The organism is Paenibacillus sp. FSL H7-0323 (genome assembly GCF_038002725.1).
GTDB classification, from domain to species: domain Bacteria; phylum Bacillota; class Bacilli; order Paenibacillales; family Paenibacillaceae; genus Paenibacillus_AQ; species Paenibacillus_AQ odorifer.
The window spans coordinates 4,203,808-4,222,621 of sequence record NZ_JBBODB010000001.1 but is presented as its reverse complement, the minus strand read 5'-3'; the positions used below and the strand labels follow the sequence as shown (position 1 = coordinate 4,222,621).

At 46.3% G+C, this 18,814-nt stretch carries 15 protein-coding genes, 14 tRNA genes and 4 rRNA genes; 29 read left to right on the top strand and 4 right to left on the bottom strand.

All coding sequences use genetic code 11. The annotated features are described in order from the left end of the window. Positions 1–2: 2 nt before the first annotated feature. From sat to MHH89_RS19160, 3 genes are all read left to right on the top strand, one after another. Positions 3–1,172 (top strand): sulfate adenylyltransferase, encoded by a 1,170-nt coding sequence (gene sat, locus MHH89_RS19170; RefSeq protein ID WP_076309047.1) that lies wholly within the window; start codon positions 3–5, stop codon positions 1,170–1,172. A 78-nt stretch (positions 1,173–1,250) separates the two neighbouring features. Beyond that, complete coding sequence (gene cwlD / locus MHH89_RS19165) at positions 1,251–1,991, top strand: N-acetylmuramoyl-L-alanine amidase CwlD (RefSeq protein ID WP_038573445.1); 741 nt, start codon at positions 1,251–1,253, stop codon at positions 1,989–1,991. A 90-nt stretch (positions 1,992–2,081) separates the two neighbouring features. Next, positions 2,082–3,191 carry an Mrp/NBP35 family ATP-binding protein gene (locus tag MHH89_RS19160; protein WP_076130012.1) on the top strand — a complete coding sequence of 370 codons (1,110 nt, stop codon included), beginning with the start codon at positions 2,082–2,084 and terminating at the stop codon, positions 3,189–3,191. 59 nt (positions 3,192–3,250) lie between these two features. On the opposite strand, the gene gerD is transcribed toward MHH89_RS19160, so the two are convergent. Then, positions 3,251–3,937 carry a spore germination lipoprotein GerD gene (gerD, locus tag MHH89_RS19155; protein ID WP_036680627.1) on the bottom strand — a complete coding sequence of 229 codons (687 nt, stop codon included), beginning with the start codon at positions 3,935–3,937 and terminating at the stop codon, positions 3,251–3,253. Between the two features lie 132 nt (positions 3,938–4,069). Here gerD and MHH89_RS19150 point away from each other — a divergent pair, with 132 nt between their 5' ends. Further along, the gene (locus MHH89_RS19150; RefSeq protein WP_076309051.1) at positions 4,070–4,660 is read left to right on the top strand and encodes a KinB-signaling pathway activation protein; all 591 of its coding nucleotides are present in this window, start codon (positions 4,070–4,072) and stop codon (positions 4,658–4,660) included. Positions 4,661–4,966: 306 nt separating this feature from the next. After that, on the top strand, positions 4,967–5,788 hold the full coding sequence (locus tag MHH89_RS19145) for a PPK2 family polyphosphate kinase (protein ID WP_052097348.1): 822 nt from the start codon (positions 4,967–4,969) through the stop codon (positions 5,786–5,788). A 50-nt stretch (positions 5,789–5,838) separates the two neighbouring features. On the opposite strand, the gene pdaB is transcribed toward MHH89_RS19145, so the two are convergent. Next, on the bottom strand, positions 5,839–6,642 hold the full coding sequence (gene pdaB, locus MHH89_RS19140; RefSeq protein ID WP_036680629.1) for a polysaccharide deacetylase family sporulation protein PdaB: 804 nt from the start codon (positions 6,640–6,642) through the stop codon (positions 5,839–5,841). Between the two features lie 108 nt (positions 6,643–6,750). On the opposite strand from pdaB, the gene MHH89_RS19135 reads away from it, so the two are divergent. From MHH89_RS19135 to MHH89_RS19040, 20 genes are all read left to right on the top strand, one after another. Next, a complete protein-coding gene (locus MHH89_RS19135; protein ID WP_076310578.1) occupies positions 6,751–7,362 on the top strand; it encodes a stage II sporulation protein M in 612 nt (203 codons plus the stop codon). A 253-nt stretch (positions 7,363–7,615) separates the two neighbouring features. Beyond that, positions 7,616–7,846: a hypothetical protein gene (locus tag MHH89_RS19130; protein WP_036680631.1), complete on the top strand. Its 231-nt coding sequence runs from the start codon at positions 7,616–7,618 to the stop codon at positions 7,844–7,846. A 359-nt stretch (positions 7,847–8,205) separates the two neighbouring features. After that, positions 8,206–9,763 (top strand): 16S ribosomal RNA (locus MHH89_RS19125). A gap of 124 nt (positions 9,764–9,887) precedes the next feature. Beyond that, a 5S ribosomal RNA gene (gene rrf, locus MHH89_RS19120) occupies positions 9,888–10,004 on the top strand. A 46-nt stretch (positions 10,005–10,050) separates the two neighbouring features. After that, positions 10,051–10,127 (top strand) — tRNA-Ile (locus tag MHH89_RS19115). A 24-nt stretch (positions 10,128–10,151) separates the two neighbouring features. Further along, a tRNA-Ala gene (locus MHH89_RS19110) sits at positions 10,152–10,227 on the top strand. A 168-nt stretch (positions 10,228–10,395) separates the two neighbouring features. After that, positions 10,396–13,321 (top strand): 23S ribosomal RNA (locus tag MHH89_RS19105). 73 nt (positions 13,322–13,394) lie between these two features. Further along, positions 13,395–13,511: ribosomal RNA gene (gene rrf, locus MHH89_RS19100) — 5S ribosomal RNA — on the top strand. Together the 16S, 23S and 5S rRNA genes with 14 tRNA genes alongside form the textbook arrangement of a ribosomal RNA operon. A 6-nt stretch (positions 13,512–13,517) precedes the next feature. Beyond that, positions 13,518–13,593: transfer RNA gene (locus MHH89_RS19095), tRNA-Asn, on the top strand. Between the two features lies 1 nt (position 13,594). Continuing rightward, a tRNA-Thr gene (locus tag MHH89_RS19090) sits at positions 13,595–13,670 on the top strand. Positions 13,671–13,681: 11 nt separating this feature from the next. Next, positions 13,682–13,756, top strand: a tRNA-Glu gene (locus MHH89_RS19085). Positions 13,757–13,796: 40 nt separating this feature from the next. Next, positions 13,797–13,872 (top strand) — tRNA-Val (locus MHH89_RS19080). Between the two features lie 43 nt (positions 13,873–13,915). Then, positions 13,916–13,990, top strand: a tRNA-Gln gene (locus MHH89_RS19075). A gap of 5 nt (positions 13,991–13,995) precedes the next feature. Next, positions 13,996–14,068, top strand: a tRNA-Lys gene (locus MHH89_RS19070). A gap of 16 nt (positions 14,069–14,084) precedes the next feature. Next, positions 14,085–14,168: transfer RNA gene (locus MHH89_RS19065), tRNA-Leu, on the top strand. 6 nt (positions 14,169–14,174) lie between these two features. Then, positions 14,175–14,249, top strand: a tRNA-Gly gene (locus MHH89_RS19060). 7 nt (positions 14,250–14,256) lie between these two features. Further along, positions 14,257–14,333: transfer RNA gene (locus tag MHH89_RS19055), tRNA-Arg, on the top strand. Between the two features lie 31 nt (positions 14,334–14,364). Continuing rightward, positions 14,365–14,438: transfer RNA gene (locus MHH89_RS19050), tRNA-Pro, on the top strand. Between the two features lie 11 nt (positions 14,439–14,449). Then, a tRNA-Gly gene (locus MHH89_RS19045) sits at positions 14,450–14,523 on the top strand. Positions 14,524–14,537: 14 nt separating this feature from the next. Further along, positions 14,538–14,611 (top strand) — tRNA-Pro (locus MHH89_RS19040). A 100-nt stretch (positions 14,612–14,711) separates the two neighbouring features. Here MHH89_RS19040 and MHH89_RS19035 read toward each other — a convergent pair. Then, positions 14,712–15,125: an ImmA/IrrE family metallo-endopeptidase gene (locus tag MHH89_RS19035; protein WP_036681396.1), complete on the bottom strand. Its 414-nt coding sequence runs from the start codon at positions 15,123–15,125 to the stop codon at positions 14,712–14,714. Between the two features lie 28 nt (positions 15,126–15,153). Beyond that, entirely contained in the window at positions 15,154–15,585 is a 432-nt protein-coding gene (locus MHH89_RS19030) for a helix-turn-helix domain-containing protein (RefSeq protein WP_076129758.1), read from the bottom strand. Between the two features lie 288 nt (positions 15,586–15,873). Here MHH89_RS19030 and MHH89_RS19025 point away from each other — a divergent pair, with 288 nt between their 5' ends. The 4 genes from MHH89_RS19025 to MHH89_RS19010 all read left to right on the top strand — a co-directional run bounded on the left by MHH89_RS19025 (position 15,874) and on the right by MHH89_RS19010 (position 18,814). Continuing rightward, a complete protein-coding gene (locus MHH89_RS19025) occupies positions 15,874–16,371 on the top strand; it encodes an ArpU family phage packaging/lysis transcriptional regulator (protein ID WP_038574900.1) in 498 nt (165 codons plus the stop codon). Between the two features lie 531 nt (positions 16,372–16,902). Next, positions 16,903–17,316, top strand: coding sequence for a phage tail terminator family protein (locus MHH89_RS19020; RefSeq protein WP_076307211.1), 414 nt, complete (start codon positions 16,903–16,905; stop codon positions 17,314–17,316). After that, complete coding sequence (locus tag MHH89_RS19015; protein ID WP_076220512.1) at positions 17,313–17,492, top strand: hypothetical protein; 180 nt, start codon at positions 17,313–17,315, stop codon at positions 17,490–17,492. The genes MHH89_RS19020 and MHH89_RS19015 overlap by 4 nt, the downstream gene beginning before the upstream one ends. Continuing rightward, positions 17,492–18,814: a phage tail sheath family protein gene (locus MHH89_RS19010; protein WP_076310305.1), complete on the top strand. Its 1,323-nt coding sequence runs from the start codon at positions 17,492–17,494 to the stop codon at positions 18,812–18,814. Before MHH89_RS19015 ends, MHH89_RS19010 begins: the two co-directional genes overlap by 1 nt.

Here is an 18,814-nt window from a genome sequence, read left to right as displayed (position 1 = left end):
TAATGACTTCAATACGTCCGCATGGCGGAACATTAGTTAACCGTGTAGTAGAGGGTACAGAAAGAGAAGAATTGCTGGAGCTTGCACGTGAATATAAGGCGCTTGCCGTGAACACTTGGACTTTATCTGATTTGGATCTAATAGCGGTAGGTGCATTTTCTCCACTGACTGGATTTTTGAATGAACAAGATTATCACTCCGTAGTCAAAAACATGCGTTTAGCAGATGGCACAGTGTGGAGCATTCCAATAACACTTGCTGTAGAAGAGGATGTGGCCTCTGGTTTAGCTATTGGAGACAAGGTATCTCTAATCGGTGAAGAGGATGGCGAGATCTACGGTTTATTGGATATTGAGAGTATTTATACGGTTGATCAAAACCTTGAAGCGCAAAATGTATTCAAAACAACAGACCCTGAACATCCAGGAGTAAGTAAGCTGTTGGCCCGCCCGGCTATCTATGTAGGAGGACCAATTACAGTGCTGAATAGACCACAGCCAGAAAAGTTCGGAGAATTTTATTTTGACCCTTCAGCTACACGTAAGATATTTGCAGACAAGGGCTGGAGAACAGTTGTAGGCTTCCAGACGCGTAACCCAGTTCATCGTGCACATGAATATATTCAAAAATGCGCTATGGAGGTTGTAGACGCTCTGTTCTTAAACCCGCTAGTGGGTGAGACGAAGTCTGATGATGTACCGGCAAATGTACGAATGAAGAGCTACCTGGCGCTTTTGGAGAATTATTATCCTGAGGATCGTACCTTTCTAGGTGTTTTCCCGGCGGCCATGCGTTATGCTGGTCCGAGAGAAGCGATTTTTCATGCTATGGTTCGCAAAAATTACGGCTGCACCCATTTTATTGTCGGACGTGACCATGCGGGCGTAGGTGATTACTACGGAACTTATGAAGCGCAAGAAATTTTCGCGAATTTCACCGCTGAGGAACTTGATATTACTCCATTATTTTTTGAACACAGCTTCTTCTGTAAAAAATGCGGAAATATGGCTTCCAGTAAAACCTGCCCACATCCTGGTGATGATCATATGACTTTGTCGGGTACAAAGGTACGGGCTTTGCTTCGGGAGGGTCAATGTCCGCCTCCTGAATTTACGCGACCTGAGGTTGCGCAGATTCTAATTGAAGGCATGACTCAAGAAGTAACAGCTTAATCATCGTTAGCTAGTACTATTTGGCCTTCTTGTCCCATATAAATGAGTATTATCTATCGGGACGAGGGGGTCTTTGTTATGTCTGGCCGAAAACACAGTAAAGTCTCGGTCTGGATCTCATGGAGCAGTATCAAAAAATGTATGCTGGGCGCGACACTGCTGGCTATAATGATCGGCATTATAGCGTATGACATGCCTACTGCCAAAACGTTAAATTATTGGAGTCTGCCTTTGTCTGGTAAAGTGATCGCTATCGACGCTGGACATGGGGGAGCAGATGGAGGGGCAGTTAGCCGGGAAGGGCTAATTGAGAAAGACATTAATCTTGCAGTCTCTCTTTATTTACGTGATTACCTGCAACAGGCAGGGGCTATTGTTGTGATGACCCGTGAGGGGGATTATGATTTGGCTCAGGAGGGCACTAAGGGCTATTCTAAGCGCAAGACTGAAGATCTTAAGCAAAGAGTAAGAAGCATTGAAGAGAAGGGCGCAGATCTTTTTATAAGCGTTCACATGAACAGTGTGCCTTCAAACCGATGGAGCGGGGCGCAGACCTTTTACTATCCCAATCACAAGGATAATAAAGCTATCGCAGAGTTTGTACAGAGTGAGCTGAAGACTACACTGGAGAATACTGATCGTGTAGCTAAGACTGTAAATACTGTTTATCTACTAAAAGCATTAAAAATACCTGCGATCCTTGTAGAGGTCGGTTTTTTGTCGCACCCTCAGGAATCAGTTCTGCTCGGAGATGATGTTTATCAACGCAAGGTAGCGACTAGCATATATCGTGGCATTCTTCGTTATGCTTCCGAGTAGCCGGGACTACTCATCAGGAGATGGGTAATGCTATAATAGACAAAAACTCCGGAAGAATTCTCCTCCGGAAAGGAAACAGAGGTGCTTTCCATGCTGACTAGGGAACATATCCAGGAAATACTGCAGTCAATAACAGACCCGGAAACCGGAAAAAGCCTTGTGGAACTACAGCTGATCCGTGACATTATGATTAAAGAAGATCGTATATCTTTATCAATCGTATGTCTGGATCCTGAAGAGCAAAGTCGCATGGACCTAGAACAACGGGTTCGTGAGTTACTTGAAGCGGGTGGAGTCACTAATGTGCATATCCGGCTGCGTGATGCAACCGATTATGAACGTGCTCTACTACGCGGAGAGAGTGCTGGGGAAGAGCCGTTGGTTGATGAACCGGGGAAACTTAAGGGACATGCAGCTGGCCTTGACGATCATGAATTAATCAATGAGAACTCTGGTGTTAACTTTATCGCCATTGCCAGTGGTAAAGGCGGTGTTGGAAAGTCTACAGTTACTGTGAATTTGGCAGTAGCTTTGGCTAGAAAAGGTAAAAAGGTTGGATTGATTGATGCGGACATTTATGGGTTTAGCATCCCTGATATGATGGGAATCGAAGAGGGACCCGTTGTAGAAGAGGGAATCATTATTCCTGTGGAACGTTTCGGAGTGAAGGTCATGTCTATGGGCTTCTTTATCCGTGAGAATAGTCCGGTAATTTGGCGGGGACCTATGCTTGGCAAAATGCTGCGCCAATTCTTCGGTGATGTGGGCTGGGGAGAACTTGATTATATGCTGCTTGATCTTCCTCCAGGTACAGGTGATGTGGCGCTTGACGTACATCAGATGCTCCCTCACAGCAAAGAGATTATTGTTACTACCCCTCATGCTACCGCAGCGTTTGTGGCGGCTAGAGCGGGCTCTATGGCTCTGCAGACAGAACATGAGATTATTGGGGTCATTGAGAACATGGCTTATTATGAGTGTAAAGACTGCGGTAAAAAAGATTATATTTTTGGCAGAGGCGGAGGCGCTCGGCTTGCGGAGACACTCCATACCGAGCTGCTTGCACAAGTTCCATTGGGCGCACCGGACAACCATATTTCTGAACCGGATTTCTCACCTTCCGTATACAAGGAAGACACAGCTACTGCGTTGTTGTTTGCTGATATCGCTGATAAGCTGATTGCGAAATATGAGCACTAATTATTGTGCATAAAAAGAGGCCGTCCCACTTTGTTAGGTGGGATAAGGCCTCTTTTTTGTTATGTGCTTGAATCATCGCCGCTACCGCTGCCACTTTCACCACCGCTGCCGCTGCCTTCCTGTTTATCGCCGCTTTCGCCGCCCTTTTTCTGTTCCTTCGGTTCGAGCTCGTCCTGAACGACCTTTTTAAGTAAATTCAATACCTCCATCCGGAATAATGGAGTCTGCATAGATTCCTGGATGGTCTTCATGGATTGCTTTCGGTAGTCAGGTGTTTTGGTGAGATTAAGAAACATGGTCATCATTTCTGGAGACTTCATGATTTCCTCGACGGATTTTTGATAGGTGGGATCTTTAATTAGTTGCAGGTGCAATTCTTTGCTTTGTGATTGAATGGCTTTAGCAAAATCGCCTGCGAACTTGGGATCAGTCATAATTTTCTCGATTTCCTTTTGATATTCCGGTGCAGTGAGGGTATCTTTAACAGCGGTTTTTATATCCTCTGTTGTTTGAAGTGGCATCATTTTCATACTCATTCCGCTGGTGCCTCCAGAACTGGAATTTGATAATGATTCCTCAACTGCTTTTTTTCCATCTTCACTTTTTAATATATCAATAACCATGGTCTTCATTTCTTTATAACTGCCCTGACCAGAAGAAGAACTGCTCTGCTCACTTCCGCAAGCCGTTAAGGCCATAACAAAGCTTAAAGCCAAACCCACAGATCCGATAAATCTCCATTTCATTGGCGCTGCCCTCCTTTATTAGGATTCTCCAGTTGTATTATGCCGCATTAACACACATTTATGTTGCTGATGTAATGGTGTTTTGTCGGTATCCTTGGTAAAATAAATCTGACATAGGGGGAGGTGAAGTGGCTGAGTATAAAAAAATGGTTTTATTTATTTTGGACAACCCTTCTAATAGGAGCGGGCGGAGCAGTAATCGCAGGTCTGGCACTGCAATTCGTGAACGGTCGAATTGATTTCAAAAGTGTCGCTGATTTCTTTTTATACCCGCTGATACTATTCGGCTACGGTATGCTTGTCAGTGTTTATGCGCAACTTGGTTTTTTTGCTTATCTAATTTTAAATTACATGGGCAATGGTGTTTTCCCGCCAAAAATTTGGAAATACATACAACTGGTGCTTTCTGTACTCGCATTGCTTGAACTGATTTTTTTGCGTACCGTCGTTGGCGGGGAAAGAAGTGTCTTGTCTGATCTAATATTAGGAATCTTTATTTTGTTAGCTGCCGTTATTGTGTCTTATTTCAAAGTGAAAAGTACAAACATCTCAGCTTGGATTCCAACCCTCTTTTTTATGACAGCTATTTCAATTGTGGAAATTATCGGCGTGCTCCGTATAGGTGTTGATAGTGCGACAGTGTTTATTGTTGTTCCGCTCATCGCCTGTAATGCATTCCAAATTTTGATGCTTCACCGTATTCTCAAGCCGGCAGCCGGATAAAGGCTGGGGCGAATTCAGCAAATCATGAACCCCGTGCTCTGGCCTTCAGAAAACGGGGTTTTTTGCTCTAGAATGTATCCTAACGATTAAAATCCGCTGGAGGAGGTTAATCTTAAAGAACAATAGAGCGGATTCTTTGTGTGTAGCAACGCTCACAAAACTAAGTAGATGCTTCCTAAGTGAGTTTTGTACGAAGTTTTTCAATGATGCATATGCTTCACAAAACTAAGCGTATGCTTCCGAAGCAGTTTTGTACGAAGTAATACAAGCGTAGCAACGCTCACAAAACTTTTAGGAGGGGAATATATGGACATCAAGCGTTATATGATAAAAGACACAAATGAAATCCAGCTTAACAAGCTGGACCCGGACGATACAGGTAACTTTAAATCAAAAAAAGAAGCAGAAGCCAAAACAGAGCAGTTAAAGGAACGGTTGGCAGAGCTTCAAGATATTCTTTTTGCACAGAAAAAGCATTCACTGCTCGTAATTCTGCAAGGGATGGATTCCAGCGGTAAGGATGGAACGGTTAAACATATTTTTTCAGGGATTAATCCACAAGGCTTTATAGTGACCAGCTTCAAGAAACCTTCTCTGGAGGAAGAAGCTCACGATTTCTTATGGAGAGTGCATCAAAAGACACCCCCTAAAGGCTACATCTCTGCATTTAACCGCTCACACTATGAAGATGTATTGGTACCGCGGGTACATGGGGGACTGAAAAAGGATGACTTGAAGCGCCGCTTTCGTTACATACGGCAGTTTGAGGAGATGCTGGTGGAAGAGGGAACGACAATTATCAAGCTTTTTCTGCATATTTCAAAAGAGAAGCAGCTTAAGAAAATAAAAGAACGGCTTGAAGATCCCAAAAAACACTGGAAATTCGACGCAAGTGATCTACAGGAGCGGGAGTTTTGGGATGATTACCAAGAGGCATATGTAGATGTTTTTAAGGAGTCAAGTATTGATAAAGCACCCTGGTACTGGATACCAGCCAATCATCAATGGTACCGCAACTATTTGGCCTTATCCATCGTTGTAAAGACACTGGAGAGTCTGGATCTGAGCTATCCGAAGCTGAATACCCCCACACCCGACATATCGGAGCTCATTTCCCCGCGTCATTAATATTTGGATAAGACCAACATCTATTGCGGTACCTAAGATTGGGAGGAGCGTTACAGCCCGGCAGCATCCTCTAAGGCACTATTTAGTGAGGCCGAGTCGCGAACCTCTTTACCCTCTGCATTGCTTTGGCTGATCAGCTCAGAGACGGTAACGAATTCATAACCTTGTCTGCGGAGCTCATCGATAATTTGCGGAAGAGCTTCGTGAGTTTGTTTGCAGGAATCACTGGCATGTAGTAGAACGATATCACCAGGATGTGCTTTAGTCGTTACACGCTTCACGATATTGTCTACACCTATGTTCTTCCAGTCTAGAGAGTCTGTGTCCCACTGGATGACTTTGTAACCAAGATCATTGGCCACTTGCAGAACTCTTTTGTCAAAATCACCATTAGGCATACGAATTAAGTTTGGTTCTTTACCGGTTAATTCTGTAAGCACAGTGTGAGCCGTTGTGATCTGAGTGCGAATCTCTTCGTTACTTAGAGTGCTGTAATTGACGTGTTTATGGCCATGGCTGCCAATTTCGAATCCTGCGTTTTTAATGCTTGTTACAATATCCGGGTGAGTCTTACTCCATGGTGACGATAGGAAGAAGGTGGCTTTGTCCACTTTCTTGTCTTCAAGTACCTTCAAAATTGGTTCGGGTCTCTTTTCTCCCCAGCTAATATCGAAGGTTAGGGCAATCAGCTTCTTCTCTGTTGGCACACTGTAAATGGCAGAAGGTCCAGCCTCAGAAAAAACGGTGATATTACCCCTCTCGACATAGACAACTCCAGCAGCAAGAAGCACAGCGGCGAAGATATAGATGAACCTTTTGATCTTTTTGCCGCTGAATACATAAAAAGAATTCATTAATGACAGCGCTCCTCTCCCATGCGAAATGCTTGTTTGTTCTAAATGTATGCTCGTACCGCACGGTTATGACCTAAGAAACAGAGATCACAATTTCAGGAGGTATTTATGTTGTCGTTCTTCACGTTTGTTAAAGATATTAAATCGATCCGCAAGGCTTTGCTGCTGTCCTGTCTGCTCTTCGTAATAGGAGCGGTTGTTGGCTGGGTAGCGACAAGTAGTCTGGAAAAGCTATTGGTTCAGCAATTGGAAGGGCTAAGTGAGATCAGTGGGAACTTAAGAGATACCTCTAATCCGCAATGGAACTTCTTTGTATTTATATTTCTGAATAACGCCATCAAGGGCGTGGTTATTATTTTCCTGGGAGCGTTGTTCGGCATATTGCCAGCTATATTCTTATTTATAAACGGAGCGGTAATTGGCTACTTGATACATTTATCCGCACTGCAAGGACAGGATTTATTCGATTTAATCGTAAAAGGATTGCTGCCACACGGGATTATAGAGATTCCGGCAATCATTATCGCGTGTGCCTTTGGACTGCATTTTGGCGGGAAAGTGATTTCAAGTTTATTTCGATCTGCAGATAGAAAAGAGGAGAGAAGCGCAGACTGGTCTGCTTTCATGCGTCAAACACTTACGGCTTCCATATGGACTGTAATCCTGTTATTTGTTGCAGCCATTATTGAAAGTACAATTACTTTTTCACTTTTATCATAAAACTTCCGGGAATAGAGCATAACATTAAGGGCGTTCATCCAAGGATTGCCTAAAGGTAAGGAGTATATAATCTAGACGAAACCATAAAGGGAATTTTTAATAATTATGGTTATAAAAAGAGGACTCCGGTTAATCTAGTGTAAGAGGATCTTAAGGCAGCTTTCTCCATGTGATGTACTTACTGATTATGCAAAAAAGGTTTTGGGGGTTTAGAGAAGGTGTTAATTGCAACTTCATGAAGGAGGCCAAGCATATGTTGGGAATGTTGTTTAACGAAAAGGAATGCAAGGAACTGGATTATGTTTTGAGAAAAGAACTAGATGAGATGCTGTTAGATTTGAGTGATCAGCGCTTGGACCAAAATATCAGGCACGCCATCGCTAATAGATATAAGACTGTATTCCGGATGTATGCTCGCTTCGCTCCTCAGAAAGAGCTTTCCAAGTATGCATGGGGTGGGCGTTCTTCTCAGTATAAACACTGAAGATATACGAGAATTGCTACAGTTTTATAAAGTTTTCAGATTATTTAATAAAATAGCTTGACTAAAAAGGAGTGCTCATGATAAATTATATCTCGCGCTCCTTTTGCTTGTGTAAAAGGAAAGCGGAAGGCAAGAAAAATTGAAAAAAAGATTTTTCAAAAAAAAGACTTGCCAAACAGCTTAACACTGTGATATATTATAAAGGTCGCCGCTGATAAACAACGACGACGAAATGAGAGATATTGATCTTTGAAAACTGAACAACGAGTGAGTGGGAAATCACGCAAGTGAAATCCAAAATTAGAGAATTAATTTTCTCGTCAGATGTTTCAAAATGAGCATATCGCTCTTTTCAATACTAATTGGAGAGTTTGATCCTGGCTCAGGACGAACGCTGGCGGCGTGCCTAATACATGCAAGTCGAGCGGAGTTACTTTGAAAGCTTGCTTTCAAAGTAACTTAGCGGCGGACGGGTGAGTAACACGTAGGCAACCTGCCCTTCAGACTGGGATAACTACCGGAAACGGTAGCTAATACCGGATAATTTCTTTTTTCTCCTGAGAGAAGAATGAAAGACGGAGCAATCTGTCACTGAGGGATGGGCCTGCGGCGCATTAGCTAGTTGGTGGGGTAACGGCCCACCAAGGCGACGATGCGTAGCCGACCTGAGAGGGTGAACGGCCACACTGGGACTGAGACACGGCCCAGACTCCTACGGGAGGCAGCAGTAGGGAATCTTCCGCAATGGGCGAAAGCCTGACGGAGCAACGCCGCGTGAGTGATGAAGGTTTTCGGATCGTAAAGCTCTGTTGCCAGGGAAGAACGTCCGGTAGAGTAACTGCTACCGGAGTGACGGTACCTGAGAAGAAAGCCCCGGCTAACTACGTGCCAGCAGCCGCGGTAATACGTAGGGGGCAAGCGTTGTCCGGAATTATTGGGCGTAAAGCGCGCGCAGGCGGCTATTTAAGTCTGGTGTTTAAACCTTGGGCTCAACCTGAGGTCGCACTGGAAACTGGGTGGCTTGAGTACAGAAGAGGAAAGTGGAATTCCACGTGTAGCGGTGAAATGCGTAGATATGTGGAGGAACACCAGTGGCGAAGGCGACTTTCTGGGCTGTAACTGACGCTGAGGCGCGAAAGCGTGGGGAGCAAACAGGATTAGATACCCTGGTAGTCCACGCCGTAAACGATGAGTGCTAGGTGTTAGGGGTTTCGATACCCTTGGTGCCGAAGTTAACACAGTAAGCACTCCGCCTGGGGAGTACGGTCGCAAGACTGAAACTCAAAGGAATTGACGGGGACCCGCACAAGCAGTGGAGTATGTGGTTTAATTCGAAGCAACGCGAAGAACCTTACCAGGTCTTGACATCCCTCTGAATCTGCTAGAGATAGCAGCGGCCTTCGGGACAGAGGAGACAGGTGGTGCATGGTTGTCGTCAGCTCGTGTCGTGAGATGTTGGGTTAAGTCCCGCAACGAGCGCAACCCTTAACTTTAGTTGCCAGCAGGTAATGCTGGGCACTCTAGAGTGACTGCCGGTGACAAACCGGAGGAAGGTGGGGATGACGTCAAATCATCATGCCCCTTATGACCTGGGCTACACACGTACTACAATGGCCGGTACAACGGGAAGCGAAGCCGCGAGGTGGAGCCAATCCCATCAAAGCCGGTCTCAGTTCGGATTGCAGGCTGCAACTCGCCTGCATGAAGTCGGAATTGCTAGTAATCGCGGATCAGCATGCCGCGGTGAATACGTTCCCGGGTCTTGTACACACCGCCCGTCACACCACGAGAGTTTACAACACCCGAAGTCGGTGGGGTAACCCGCAAGGGAGCCAGCCGCCGAAGGTGGGGTAGATGATTGGGGTGAAGTCGTAACAAGGTAGCCGTATCGGAAGGTGCGGCTGGATCACCTCCTTTCTATGGAGAATCGTTCTCTGCAATGAGGACATTCAAATCGGAAGCTCAGCTTCCACAATAGAACCTTCGGGTTCGAACACTCACTCGTGTTCAGTTTTGAAAGAGCAAGTCTCTTTCGTATGCGTTTGGTGGCGATAGCGGAGGGGTTCCACACGTACCCATCCCGAACACGACCGTTAAGCCCTCCAGCGCCGATGGTACTTGGACCGAAGGGTCCTGGGAGAGTAGGACGTTGCCAAGCGGACAACCAATTCATTGGTTGATTCACAATGTTATATATGTTATATGGGCTTTTAGCTCAGTTGGTTAGAGCGCACCTCTGATAAGGGTGAGGTCGGTGGTTCGAGTCCACCAAGGCCCACCATATAACATTATAGAGTAATTTTATGGGGCCATAGCTCAGCTGGGAGAGCGCCTGCCTTGCAAGCAGGAGGTCAGCGGTTCGATCCCGCTTGGCTCCACCATAAATTTTTAAATGAATAACTTTTTAACTTGATCCTTGAAAACTGGATACCGAAACGAATTTGCGTTTTAGAACATCTTTTAGCAACTTGTGTAAACAAGTAAATGTTATTAGTGAGATGATTCCAAAGAGAATGTCATCGTATGATATTTTCCTGCGGAAAAATCAAGGTTAAGCTAATAAGAGCACACGGAGGATGCCTAGGCGCCAGGAGCCGACGAAGGACGTGGCGAACAACGAAACTGCCTCGGGGAGCTGTAAGCAAGCTTTGATCCGGGGGTGTCCGAATGGGGAAACCCAGCTGTGGTAATTCGCAGTTACTCATTTCTGAATACATAGGAAATGTAGAGGCAGACCAGGGGAACTGAAACATCTAAGTACCCTGAGGAAGAGAAAACAATAGTGATTCCGTCAGTAGCGGCGAGCGAACGCGGAACAGCCTAAACCTAAGAGCTTGCTCTTAGGGGTTGTGGGACGTCTCACATGGAGTTACAAAGGAATATGGTAGGTGAAGAGGTCTGGAAAGGCCCGCGATAGAGGTAAAAGCCCTGTAGCCTAAACTGTATTCTCTCCGAGACGGATCCCGAGTAGTGCGGGGCACGTGAAACCCCGTATGAATCCAGCAGGACCATCTGCTAAGGCTAAATACTACCTGGCGACCGATAGTGAAACAGTACCGTGAGGGAAAGGTGAAAAGCACCCCGGAAGGGGAGTGAAATAGAACCTGAAACCGTGTGCTTACAAAAAGTCAGAGCCCTATTAATGGGTGATGGCGTGCCTTTTGTAGAATGAACCGGCGAGTTACGTTTAACATGCAAGGTTAAGCCGAGAAGGTGGAGCCGCAGCGAAAGCGAGTCTGAATAGGGCGATTGAGTATGTGGACGTAGACCCGAAACCGTGTGATCTACCCCTGTCCAGGGTGAAGGTGCGGTAACACGCACTGGAGGCCCGAACCCACGTACGTTGAAAAGTGCGGGGATGAGGTGGGGGTAGCGGAGAAATTCCAATCGAACTCGGAGATAGCTGGTTCTCCCCGAAATAGCTTTAGGGCTAGCCTCGGTATAAGAGTAGTGGAGGTAGAGCACTGATTGGGTGCGGGGTCCGCAAGGATTACCAAGCTCAGTCAAACTCCGAATGCCATATACTTATTGCCGGGAGTCAGACAGTGAGTGCTAAGATCCATTGTCAAAAGGGAAACAGCCCAGACCATCAGCTAAGGTCCCCAAGTGTGTGTTAAGTGGGAAAGGATGTGGAGTTGCACAGACAACCAGGATGTTGGCTTAGAAGCAGCCACCATTGAAAGAGTGCGTAATAGCTCACTGGTCGAGTGACTCTGCGCCGAAAATGTAACGGGGCTAAACACACCACCGAAGCTATGGCTAGATACTATGTATCTGGGGTAGGGGAGCGTTGTGTAGGGGTTGAAGGTGTACTGAAAAGAGCGCTGGACACTACACAAGTGAGAATGCCGGTATGAGTAACGAAAAGATCAGTGAGAATCTGATCCGCCGAAAGCCCAAGGTTTCCTGAGGAAGGCTCGTCCGCTCAGGGTAAGTCGGGACCTAAGGCGAGGCCGAAAGGCGTAGTCGAAGGACAACAGTTTGAAATTACTGTACCACCGTAATCCGCTATGAGCGATGGGGTGACGCAGGAGGGTAGTGACGCGGACTGATGGATGTCCGTCTAAGCAGTGAGGCTGATGTGTAGGCAAATCCGCACATCGATAAGGCTGAGCTGTGATGGGGAGCGAAAATTGTAGTAGCGAAGGTCATGATCTCACACTGCCAAGAAAAGCCTCTAGCCAGGAGAAGGTGCCCGTACCGCAAACCGACACAGGTAGGCGAGAAGAGAATTCTAAGGCGCGCGGAAGAACTCTCGTTAAGGAACTCGGCAAAATGACCCCGTAACTTCGGGAGAAGGGGTGCCCCGGTAGTGTGAATAGCACGAGGGGGCCGCAGTGAAAAGGCCCAAGCGACTGTTTAGCAAAAACACAGGTCTGTGCGAAGCCGCAAGGCGAAGTATACGGGCTGACGCCTGCCCGGTGCTGGAAGGTTAAGGGGAGTGGTTAGGGGTAACCCGAAGCTATGAACCGAAGCCCCAGTAAACGGCGGCCGTAACTATAACGGTCCTAAGGTAGCGAAATTCCTTGTCAGGTAAATTCTGACCCGCACGAATGGCGTAACGACTTGGGCGCTGTCTCAACGAGAGATCCGGTGAAATTTTAATACCTGTGAAGATGCAGGTTACCCGCGACAAGACGGAAAGACCCCATGGAGCTTTACTGCAGCTTGATATTGAATTTGGGTACGATCTGTACAGGATAGGTGGGAGCCGTAGAAATCGGAGCGCAAGCTTCGGTGGAGGCGCCGTTGGGATACCACCCTGATCGTATCTAGGTTCTAACCTAGTACCCTTACCGGGTACGGGGACCGTGTCAGGCGGGCAGTTTGACTGGGGCGGTCGCCTCCTAAAGAGTAACGGAGGCGTTCCAAGGTTCCCTCAGAATGGTTGGAAATCATTCGCAGAGTGCAAAGGCATAAGGGAGCTTGACTGCGAGACCTACAAGTCGAGCAGGGACGAAAGTCGGACTTAGTGATCCGGTGGTACCGCATGGAAGGGCCATCGCTCAACGGATAAAAGCTACCCTGGGGATAACAGGCTTATCTCCCCCAAGAGTCCACATCGACGGGGAGGTTTGGCACCTCGATGTCGGCTCATCGCATCCTGGGGCTGAAGTAGGTCCCAAGGGTTGGGCTGTTCGCCCATTAAAGCGGTACGCGAGCTGGGTTCAGAACGTCGTGAGACAGTTCGGTCCCTATCTGTCGTGGGCGCAGGAAATTTGAGAGGAGCTGTCCTTAGTACGAGAGGACCGGGATGGACGTACCGCTGGTGCACCAGTTGTTCCGCCAGGAGCATGGCTGGGTAGCTACGTACGGACGGGATAAGCGCTGAAAGCATCTAAGCGTGAAGCCCCCCTCAAGATGAGATTTCCCAATTAGTAAGACCCCTTGAAGACGACGAGGTAGATAGGTTGGAGGTGGAAGTGCAGCAATGCATGGAGCTGACCAATACTAATCGGTCGAGGGCTTATCCTATACGTAGAATGCAGATTCGTTTCGGATTCAGTTTTCAGGCATCAAGCCTGAGCATTTACGCTGTAAATGCCCGTTTGGTGGCGATAGCGGAGGGGTTCCACACGTACCCATCCCGAACACGACCGTTAAGCCCTCCAGCGCCGATGGTACTTGGACCGAAGGGTCCTGGGAGAGTAGGACGTTGCCAAGCGGATATTCCCTGATAGCTCAGTTGGTAGAGCACTCGACTGTTAATCGAGTTGTCACAGGTTCGAGTCCTGTTCGGGGAGCCATGCTCTCATAGCTCAGCAGGTAGAGTGCTTCCATGGTAAGGAAGAGGTCACCGGTTCGAATCCGGTTGAGAGCTCCACAGATTTGCAAGGCCCGTTGGTCAAGGGGTTAAGACACCTCCCTTTCACGGAGGTAACATGGGTTCGAATCCCATACGGGTCACCAACTTTTACTTGTACTTACCCTTAGAGGGTCCCATAGATATGGAGGCTTAGCTCAGCTGGGAGAGCATCTGCCTTACAAGCAGAGGGTCGGGGGTTCGATCCCCTCAGCCTCCACCATAATCTTCCTAAGAGATTATGGGCAACATAGAGGTACCATCAATGGGGATTAGCCAAGCGGTAAGGCAACGGACTTTGACTCCGTCACTCATAGGTTCGAATCCTATATCCCCAGCCAAGTGCGAGCCATTAGCTCAGTTGGTAGAGCACCTGACTTTTAATCAGGGTGTCGAAGGTTCGAGTCCTTCATGGCTCACTTTTATTATTATCATGCGCGTGTGGCGGAATGGCAGACGCACCAGACTTAGGATCTGGCGTTTCACGACGTGGGGGTTCAAGTCCCTTCACGCGCACCACTTATTGCGGACGTGGCTCAGCGGTAGAGCATCGCCTTGCCAAGGCGAGGGTCGCGGGTTCGATTCCCGTCGTCCGCTCCATAATTTTGCGCCCTTAGCTCAGCTGGATAGAGCGTTTGACTACGAATCAAAAGGCCGGGAGTTCGAATCTCTCAGGGCGCGCCATTTTATTATTAAGCAATTATAGTATTTATAACGGGATGTAGCTCAGCTTGGTAGAGCACCTGGTTTGGGACCAGGGGGTCGCATGTTCAAATCGTGTCATCCCGATTTTCACCTTTGCGGGTGTAGTTCAATGGTAGAACTTCAGCCTTCCAAGCTGATAGCGTGGGTTCGATTCCCATCACCCGCTCCATAATTTTATAGTAACGGGATGTAGCTCAGCTTGGTAGAGCACCTGGTTTGGGACCAGGGGGTCGCATGTTCAAATCGTGTCATCCCGATACTCAGCTTAATCGCTGCTCAAAAGCTCTTACTTCGGTAAGGGCTTTTTTGTTATGTATTGAATATACATATAAATACATCATAAGAACGTATGTTCTATTATTCCTCCAAAAAAAATCGGACTTCCGGTGGAATTCCAATCCGTAGATAATAGTTTCTCCATGATTCCTCTTGTTCGGGGCTTCTGCCTGAAGATAATAATTTTACAGCAAATACATTAGCTTGACGCTCAAGCTTCCCAGGAGAGAAATAGGAGCTTTCCTCCAGAAAAAAGCGATTGATCCCCTTGTGAAGCCGATCATGTCCTAATTCATGCGCACAAACGAAGCGCTGCCATTCTACAGGCAACTCATTATGAATGACGATAAACCTTCTTCTTAATTTTCGATAATATAATCCCTTTGTGCCAGTCCCCAGATTCATGAAACGAATTTGAATGCCTAGTGCTGCGGCAAGCTCGAACGGGCAGTTGGTTTTATATTTTTTAATCAGACTATTGATCAGTTCATCCATGTTCTTCACCTGCAGCATGTTAGTATAGTTATTTAGTGTCTTTGGATTTTTTTCTCTTATTCATCTGTTTGGCTTCCCAGAACAATCCGGTTAGTACATCTTTTATCCTCTGTTTATCTTCTTTGTCTAATGGAATTCCGTCAAACATCAGCTCTCCATCATCCTCTAGCATTTTTCGAAAGTCTCTTTTATCTTTGCTTGTGGCCCAATCTGGGACAGCCTCATCGCTTGAAAGAGTCTGGTCCTGCAAATACCCTGCTTGATCCATTAGCTCCTCGTAGGGGACGCCAGTGGCCTCAGCAATTTTGCGTAACGTGGTTGGTTTAGGAACCCCTCTTAATCCATTCTCAATCCGGGAAATTTGCGAACCGCTGATTCCGGCAGCTACTGCTAATTGATTAATGGTGAGTCCCTTTGTTTCCCGAAGATGCTTCATATAATCCCCGAATTCCTGTTTCATCTCAACTCACTCCTTATTGGCTGTAACCTTATGCTAATAATATAAGCCATTTTTGCCAATAGGTAAACAACAAAGCGTATATTATTGCCAAAAGGCAAGATAATGGAGGGATATACGCTCTTTTTCGATAAAAACAGCCTAAAACGGGGTTTTACGAGATTGGTAAAGAAGTGGTATATTATAGAAAAATACGAACAAAATACGAACAAGATTTATTTTATCACATTGGGCTGGAAAATTCCGCAAATTAAATCTCATTCAGTTAAACCCAAAAGGAGTGCATAAATGATGAACATATCAACTTTACCAGAGTTGGACCGTCGCCGAACCCAGGTCGCTATAGAGAGCATGTTGGAGAAATACCGTATTTTTAAGACCGTTACATTTGAAGCTAAGGAAGCAAGCACAACTTATTCATACACAGAAAGATTTCATGGTCCTACTAACACTGTAACTGATCAGACTGCTGCGATAGCTTCTTATAATGTGGACATCCCCGCCGCAAGGAGAGCTTATTGTTCCGCAATAGACTCTGTGGTAGAGAGACTCGATACGAGAGAACAGCAGCTGGTACGGGAAAGGTATATGAGAAGAGACGAGATGTACGATTATACGATTTACAATCATGTGTTTGATCCACCGGTAAGTAAGGACACTTACGTGAAGATACGCTCGAAGGCTTTTTACAAGATGGCATTAGCGTTAACGGATCTCGGCTTACTGTCTCTGCAAACTTTAGTAACAACAGCGCCTAGGGTAAAGAAAGAGAAAATGAGTATTACTTAATAGAAGTAGAATAGTTTGATTAGTAAAGAAGACTGTATCGTCCGAGCGGATGATGCGGTCTTTTTTTGAATTATAAGAAAGTATAAGTTTCAGGGTGTACTTTATCCTTATAATCCTCGCACAAATGCTTGCCGTCCATAAAAGGAGGTCGAAGGCTCTTTAGCTTGTCTTCAATTGTGTACCTCCAAAAAACCGCTCTATACCATCCCAAAGCTAGCCAAAACCTCGTCCGTTTACCCTCTCCGCAAGGATAATATGGGGGTATGATTATAACATGGCAAATGAAGCAAAAGAACACCGCAAGAGCATGAATGCTCTGCTAATAGTTCCGCCCTAAGGGTCATGAGAACAAACCTAGCGGTGAAAGATTCTTCTCGCATTTACCTAATGAAGAAGGGATATTATCCAACCTCGGATAGTATCCTTTTTTCTTAAATCTAGTTGAGGGGGTGTCTGCTTAATGTTCATGCAGTTGAAGGTTAACACCATCAAGGATCGACGAACGGTCGCAGATCAGAAAGGAATGGAGTGATGTCGGTACAACAATTGCGAGAACACATTACAAGTACACTTGAACGGTATTTTCCTGATGTGCCTGTATATGTAGAAGGAGAAAAACCTCAAACCGCTTATTTTCATCCCGGATTGATCTCAGCAACACTGGATCGGCAGCGGGAGGGCAGATATTTAGCGGTCTACCGTTTTGGCATCCGTTATGAGCAAGGCAATTTGCTGGAAGCTGAGAGAATGGCAGATAAGCTGAGTGAGGCGATGGCAGGAATGGAGCAGGAAGGTGGAGCTTTTCGTGTAGTTAGGCAAGCTTGGGAAGCTGGAACTGAAGGGCATGGGCCGCTGTTTACAGTTGACTATATGTTGTATTTGCAAAACGACAAGCCTGACAGCATTAAGATGGGACAAATGATTGGAGGAGAACGATTGAAATGAGTACTAAAGGAAGTAACGGGAATGGGTTCAGTAAGGAACAGATTGTGAATTCCCCACTTTTTACGCCGAGGGAAAAGGATATATTGAACGTTATTTTGCAGGATGGCAAGAACTATACGCTAGAAGAAGCAAAGCAATCTATGGGATTGTTCAAAAATAAGGAGGTAATGAACTAATGGCAGGCGGAACATGGACAACGCAAAATAAGGTGCGCCCCGGGGTGTACGTAAATGTAGCATCAAATCAAGGTGCCATCGGCAAAATGGGAGAACGCGGGATTACGGCATTGGCGCTTGCCCTATCTTGGGGAGAGCCGGGAGTAATCATGAGGATTACCCCGCAGGATGATGTGAATAAGCTGCTAGGAGTGGATTTGGAACATCCAACTCTACTGCCAGTGCGTGAAGCGCTGAAACGGGCGGGAACCTTGCTGCTCTATCGATTGAATGAAGGTGTTAAAGCGGCAGTCACAAATAACGGCCTTCAGGTAACAGCTAAATATGGCGGTGTACGCGGAAATGATCTTTTGATTGTGATTGAGAAAAATATAGAGAATGCTGCTCTTTTTGATGTAAAGACGTTGCTTAATGGAACCGAACTGAACAAGCAAACGGTCGGAACGGCTGAAGAGTTGGTCGCGAACGATTATGTTCAATTCCAGAAAAATGGTGCAGAAGGCTTGAAGCTAATTGCAGGCATGCCGCTTACAGGGGGGGCTAACGGAACCGTGACGAATGGAGCACATAGTGACTTCCTGTCTGCTCTTGAGGTGCAGGAATTCCAAACAGTGGGTCTAGTATCGCAGGATAGTGCTCTGAAGGCACTCTACAGTTCTTTTGTGAGACGGCTTCGGGATACAGAAGGGAAAAAGGTACAGGCTGTACTATCCGATTATGCGGCTGCAGGTCATGAAGGTGTGATTAGCGTGAATAATGGGGTAGTACTGAGCGACGGAACTACGATTGATAACGTCAATGCCGTTGCTTGGGTAGCTGGTGCTACAGCAGCAGCTGCTGTTAATGAATCGCTTACTTATCAGGGTTATGATGATTCGGTGGATGCTGATGTAAGACTTAGCCATTCTGAGACTACAGCTGCGTTGCTAAAAGGAGAGCTTATCTTTACTTACAGTGGCGGACGGGCTGTGGTGGAACAGGATATCAATACATTTACCGCGTTTTCACCGGACAAAGGCAAAGCATTCTCCAAAAATCGTGTACTGCGCGTGCTGGATGGAATTGCAAATGATATGAAGCGTATTTTTGAGAACTACTATATCGGTAAGGTCACGAATAATGAAGATGGCCGTGCTCTTTTCTGGTCACAGTGTGCGACTTATATGAATGATTTGCAGGATATGGGTGCGATTGAGGGCTTTAACGCGCAGACAGATGTTGTAGTTGTGGCTGGTGCAGATAGTGATAGTATCGTGCTGGATGTGGCTGTGAAACCGGTAGATTCGGTAGAAAAAGTATATATGAAAGTGAAGGTGGTTTAA

Coding starts and splice junctions, on each gene's coding strand:
- gerD (WP_036680627.1), bottom strand. CDS start 3,937: ATGAAATGGAGATTTATCGGATCTGTGGGTTTGGCTTTAAGCTTTGTT.
- MHH89_RS19020 (WP_076307211.1), top strand. CDS start 16,903: ATGTCGGTACAACAATTGCGAGAACACATTACAAGTACACTTGAACGG.
- MHH89_RS19145 (WP_052097348.1), top strand. CDS start 4,967: ATGGACATCAAGCGTTATATGATAAAAGACACAAATGAAATCCAGCTT.
- sat (WP_076309047.1), top strand. CDS start 3: ATGACTTCAATACGTCCGCATGGCGGAACATTAGTTAACCGTGTAGTA.
- MHH89_RS19035 (WP_036681396.1), bottom strand. CDS start 15,125: ATGGATGAACTGATCAATAGTCTGATTAAAAAATATAAAACCAACTGC.
- MHH89_RS19130 (WP_036680631.1), top strand. CDS start 7,616: ATGTTGGGAATGTTGTTTAACGAAAAGGAATGCAAGGAACTGGATTAT.
- pdaB (WP_036680629.1), bottom strand. CDS start 6,642: ATGAATTCTTTTTATGTATTCAGCGGCAAAAAGATCAAAAGGTTCATC.
- MHH89_RS19030 (WP_076129758.1), bottom strand. CDS start 15,585: ATGAAACAGGAATTCGGGGATTATATGAAGCATCTTCGGGAAACAAAG.
- MHH89_RS19025 (WP_038574900.1), top strand. CDS start 15,874: ATGAACATATCAACTTTACCAGAGTTGGACCGTCGCCGAACCCAGGTC.
- MHH89_RS19160 (WP_076130012.1), top strand. CDS start 2,082: ATGCTGACTAGGGAACATATCCAGGAAATACTGCAGTCAATAACAGAC.
- MHH89_RS19135 (WP_076310578.1), top strand. CDS start 6,751: ATGTTGTCGTTCTTCACGTTTGTTAAAGATATTAAATCGATCCGCAAG.
- MHH89_RS19010 (WP_076310305.1), top strand. CDS start 17,492: ATGGCAGGCGGAACATGGACAACGCAAAATAAGGTGCGCCCCGGGGTG.
- cwlD (WP_038573445.1), top strand. CDS start 1,251: ATGTCTGGCCGAAAACACAGTAAAGTCTCGGTCTGGATCTCATGGAGC.
- MHH89_RS19015 (WP_076220512.1), top strand. CDS start 17,313: ATGAGTACTAAAGGAAGTAACGGGAATGGGTTCAGTAAGGAACAGATT.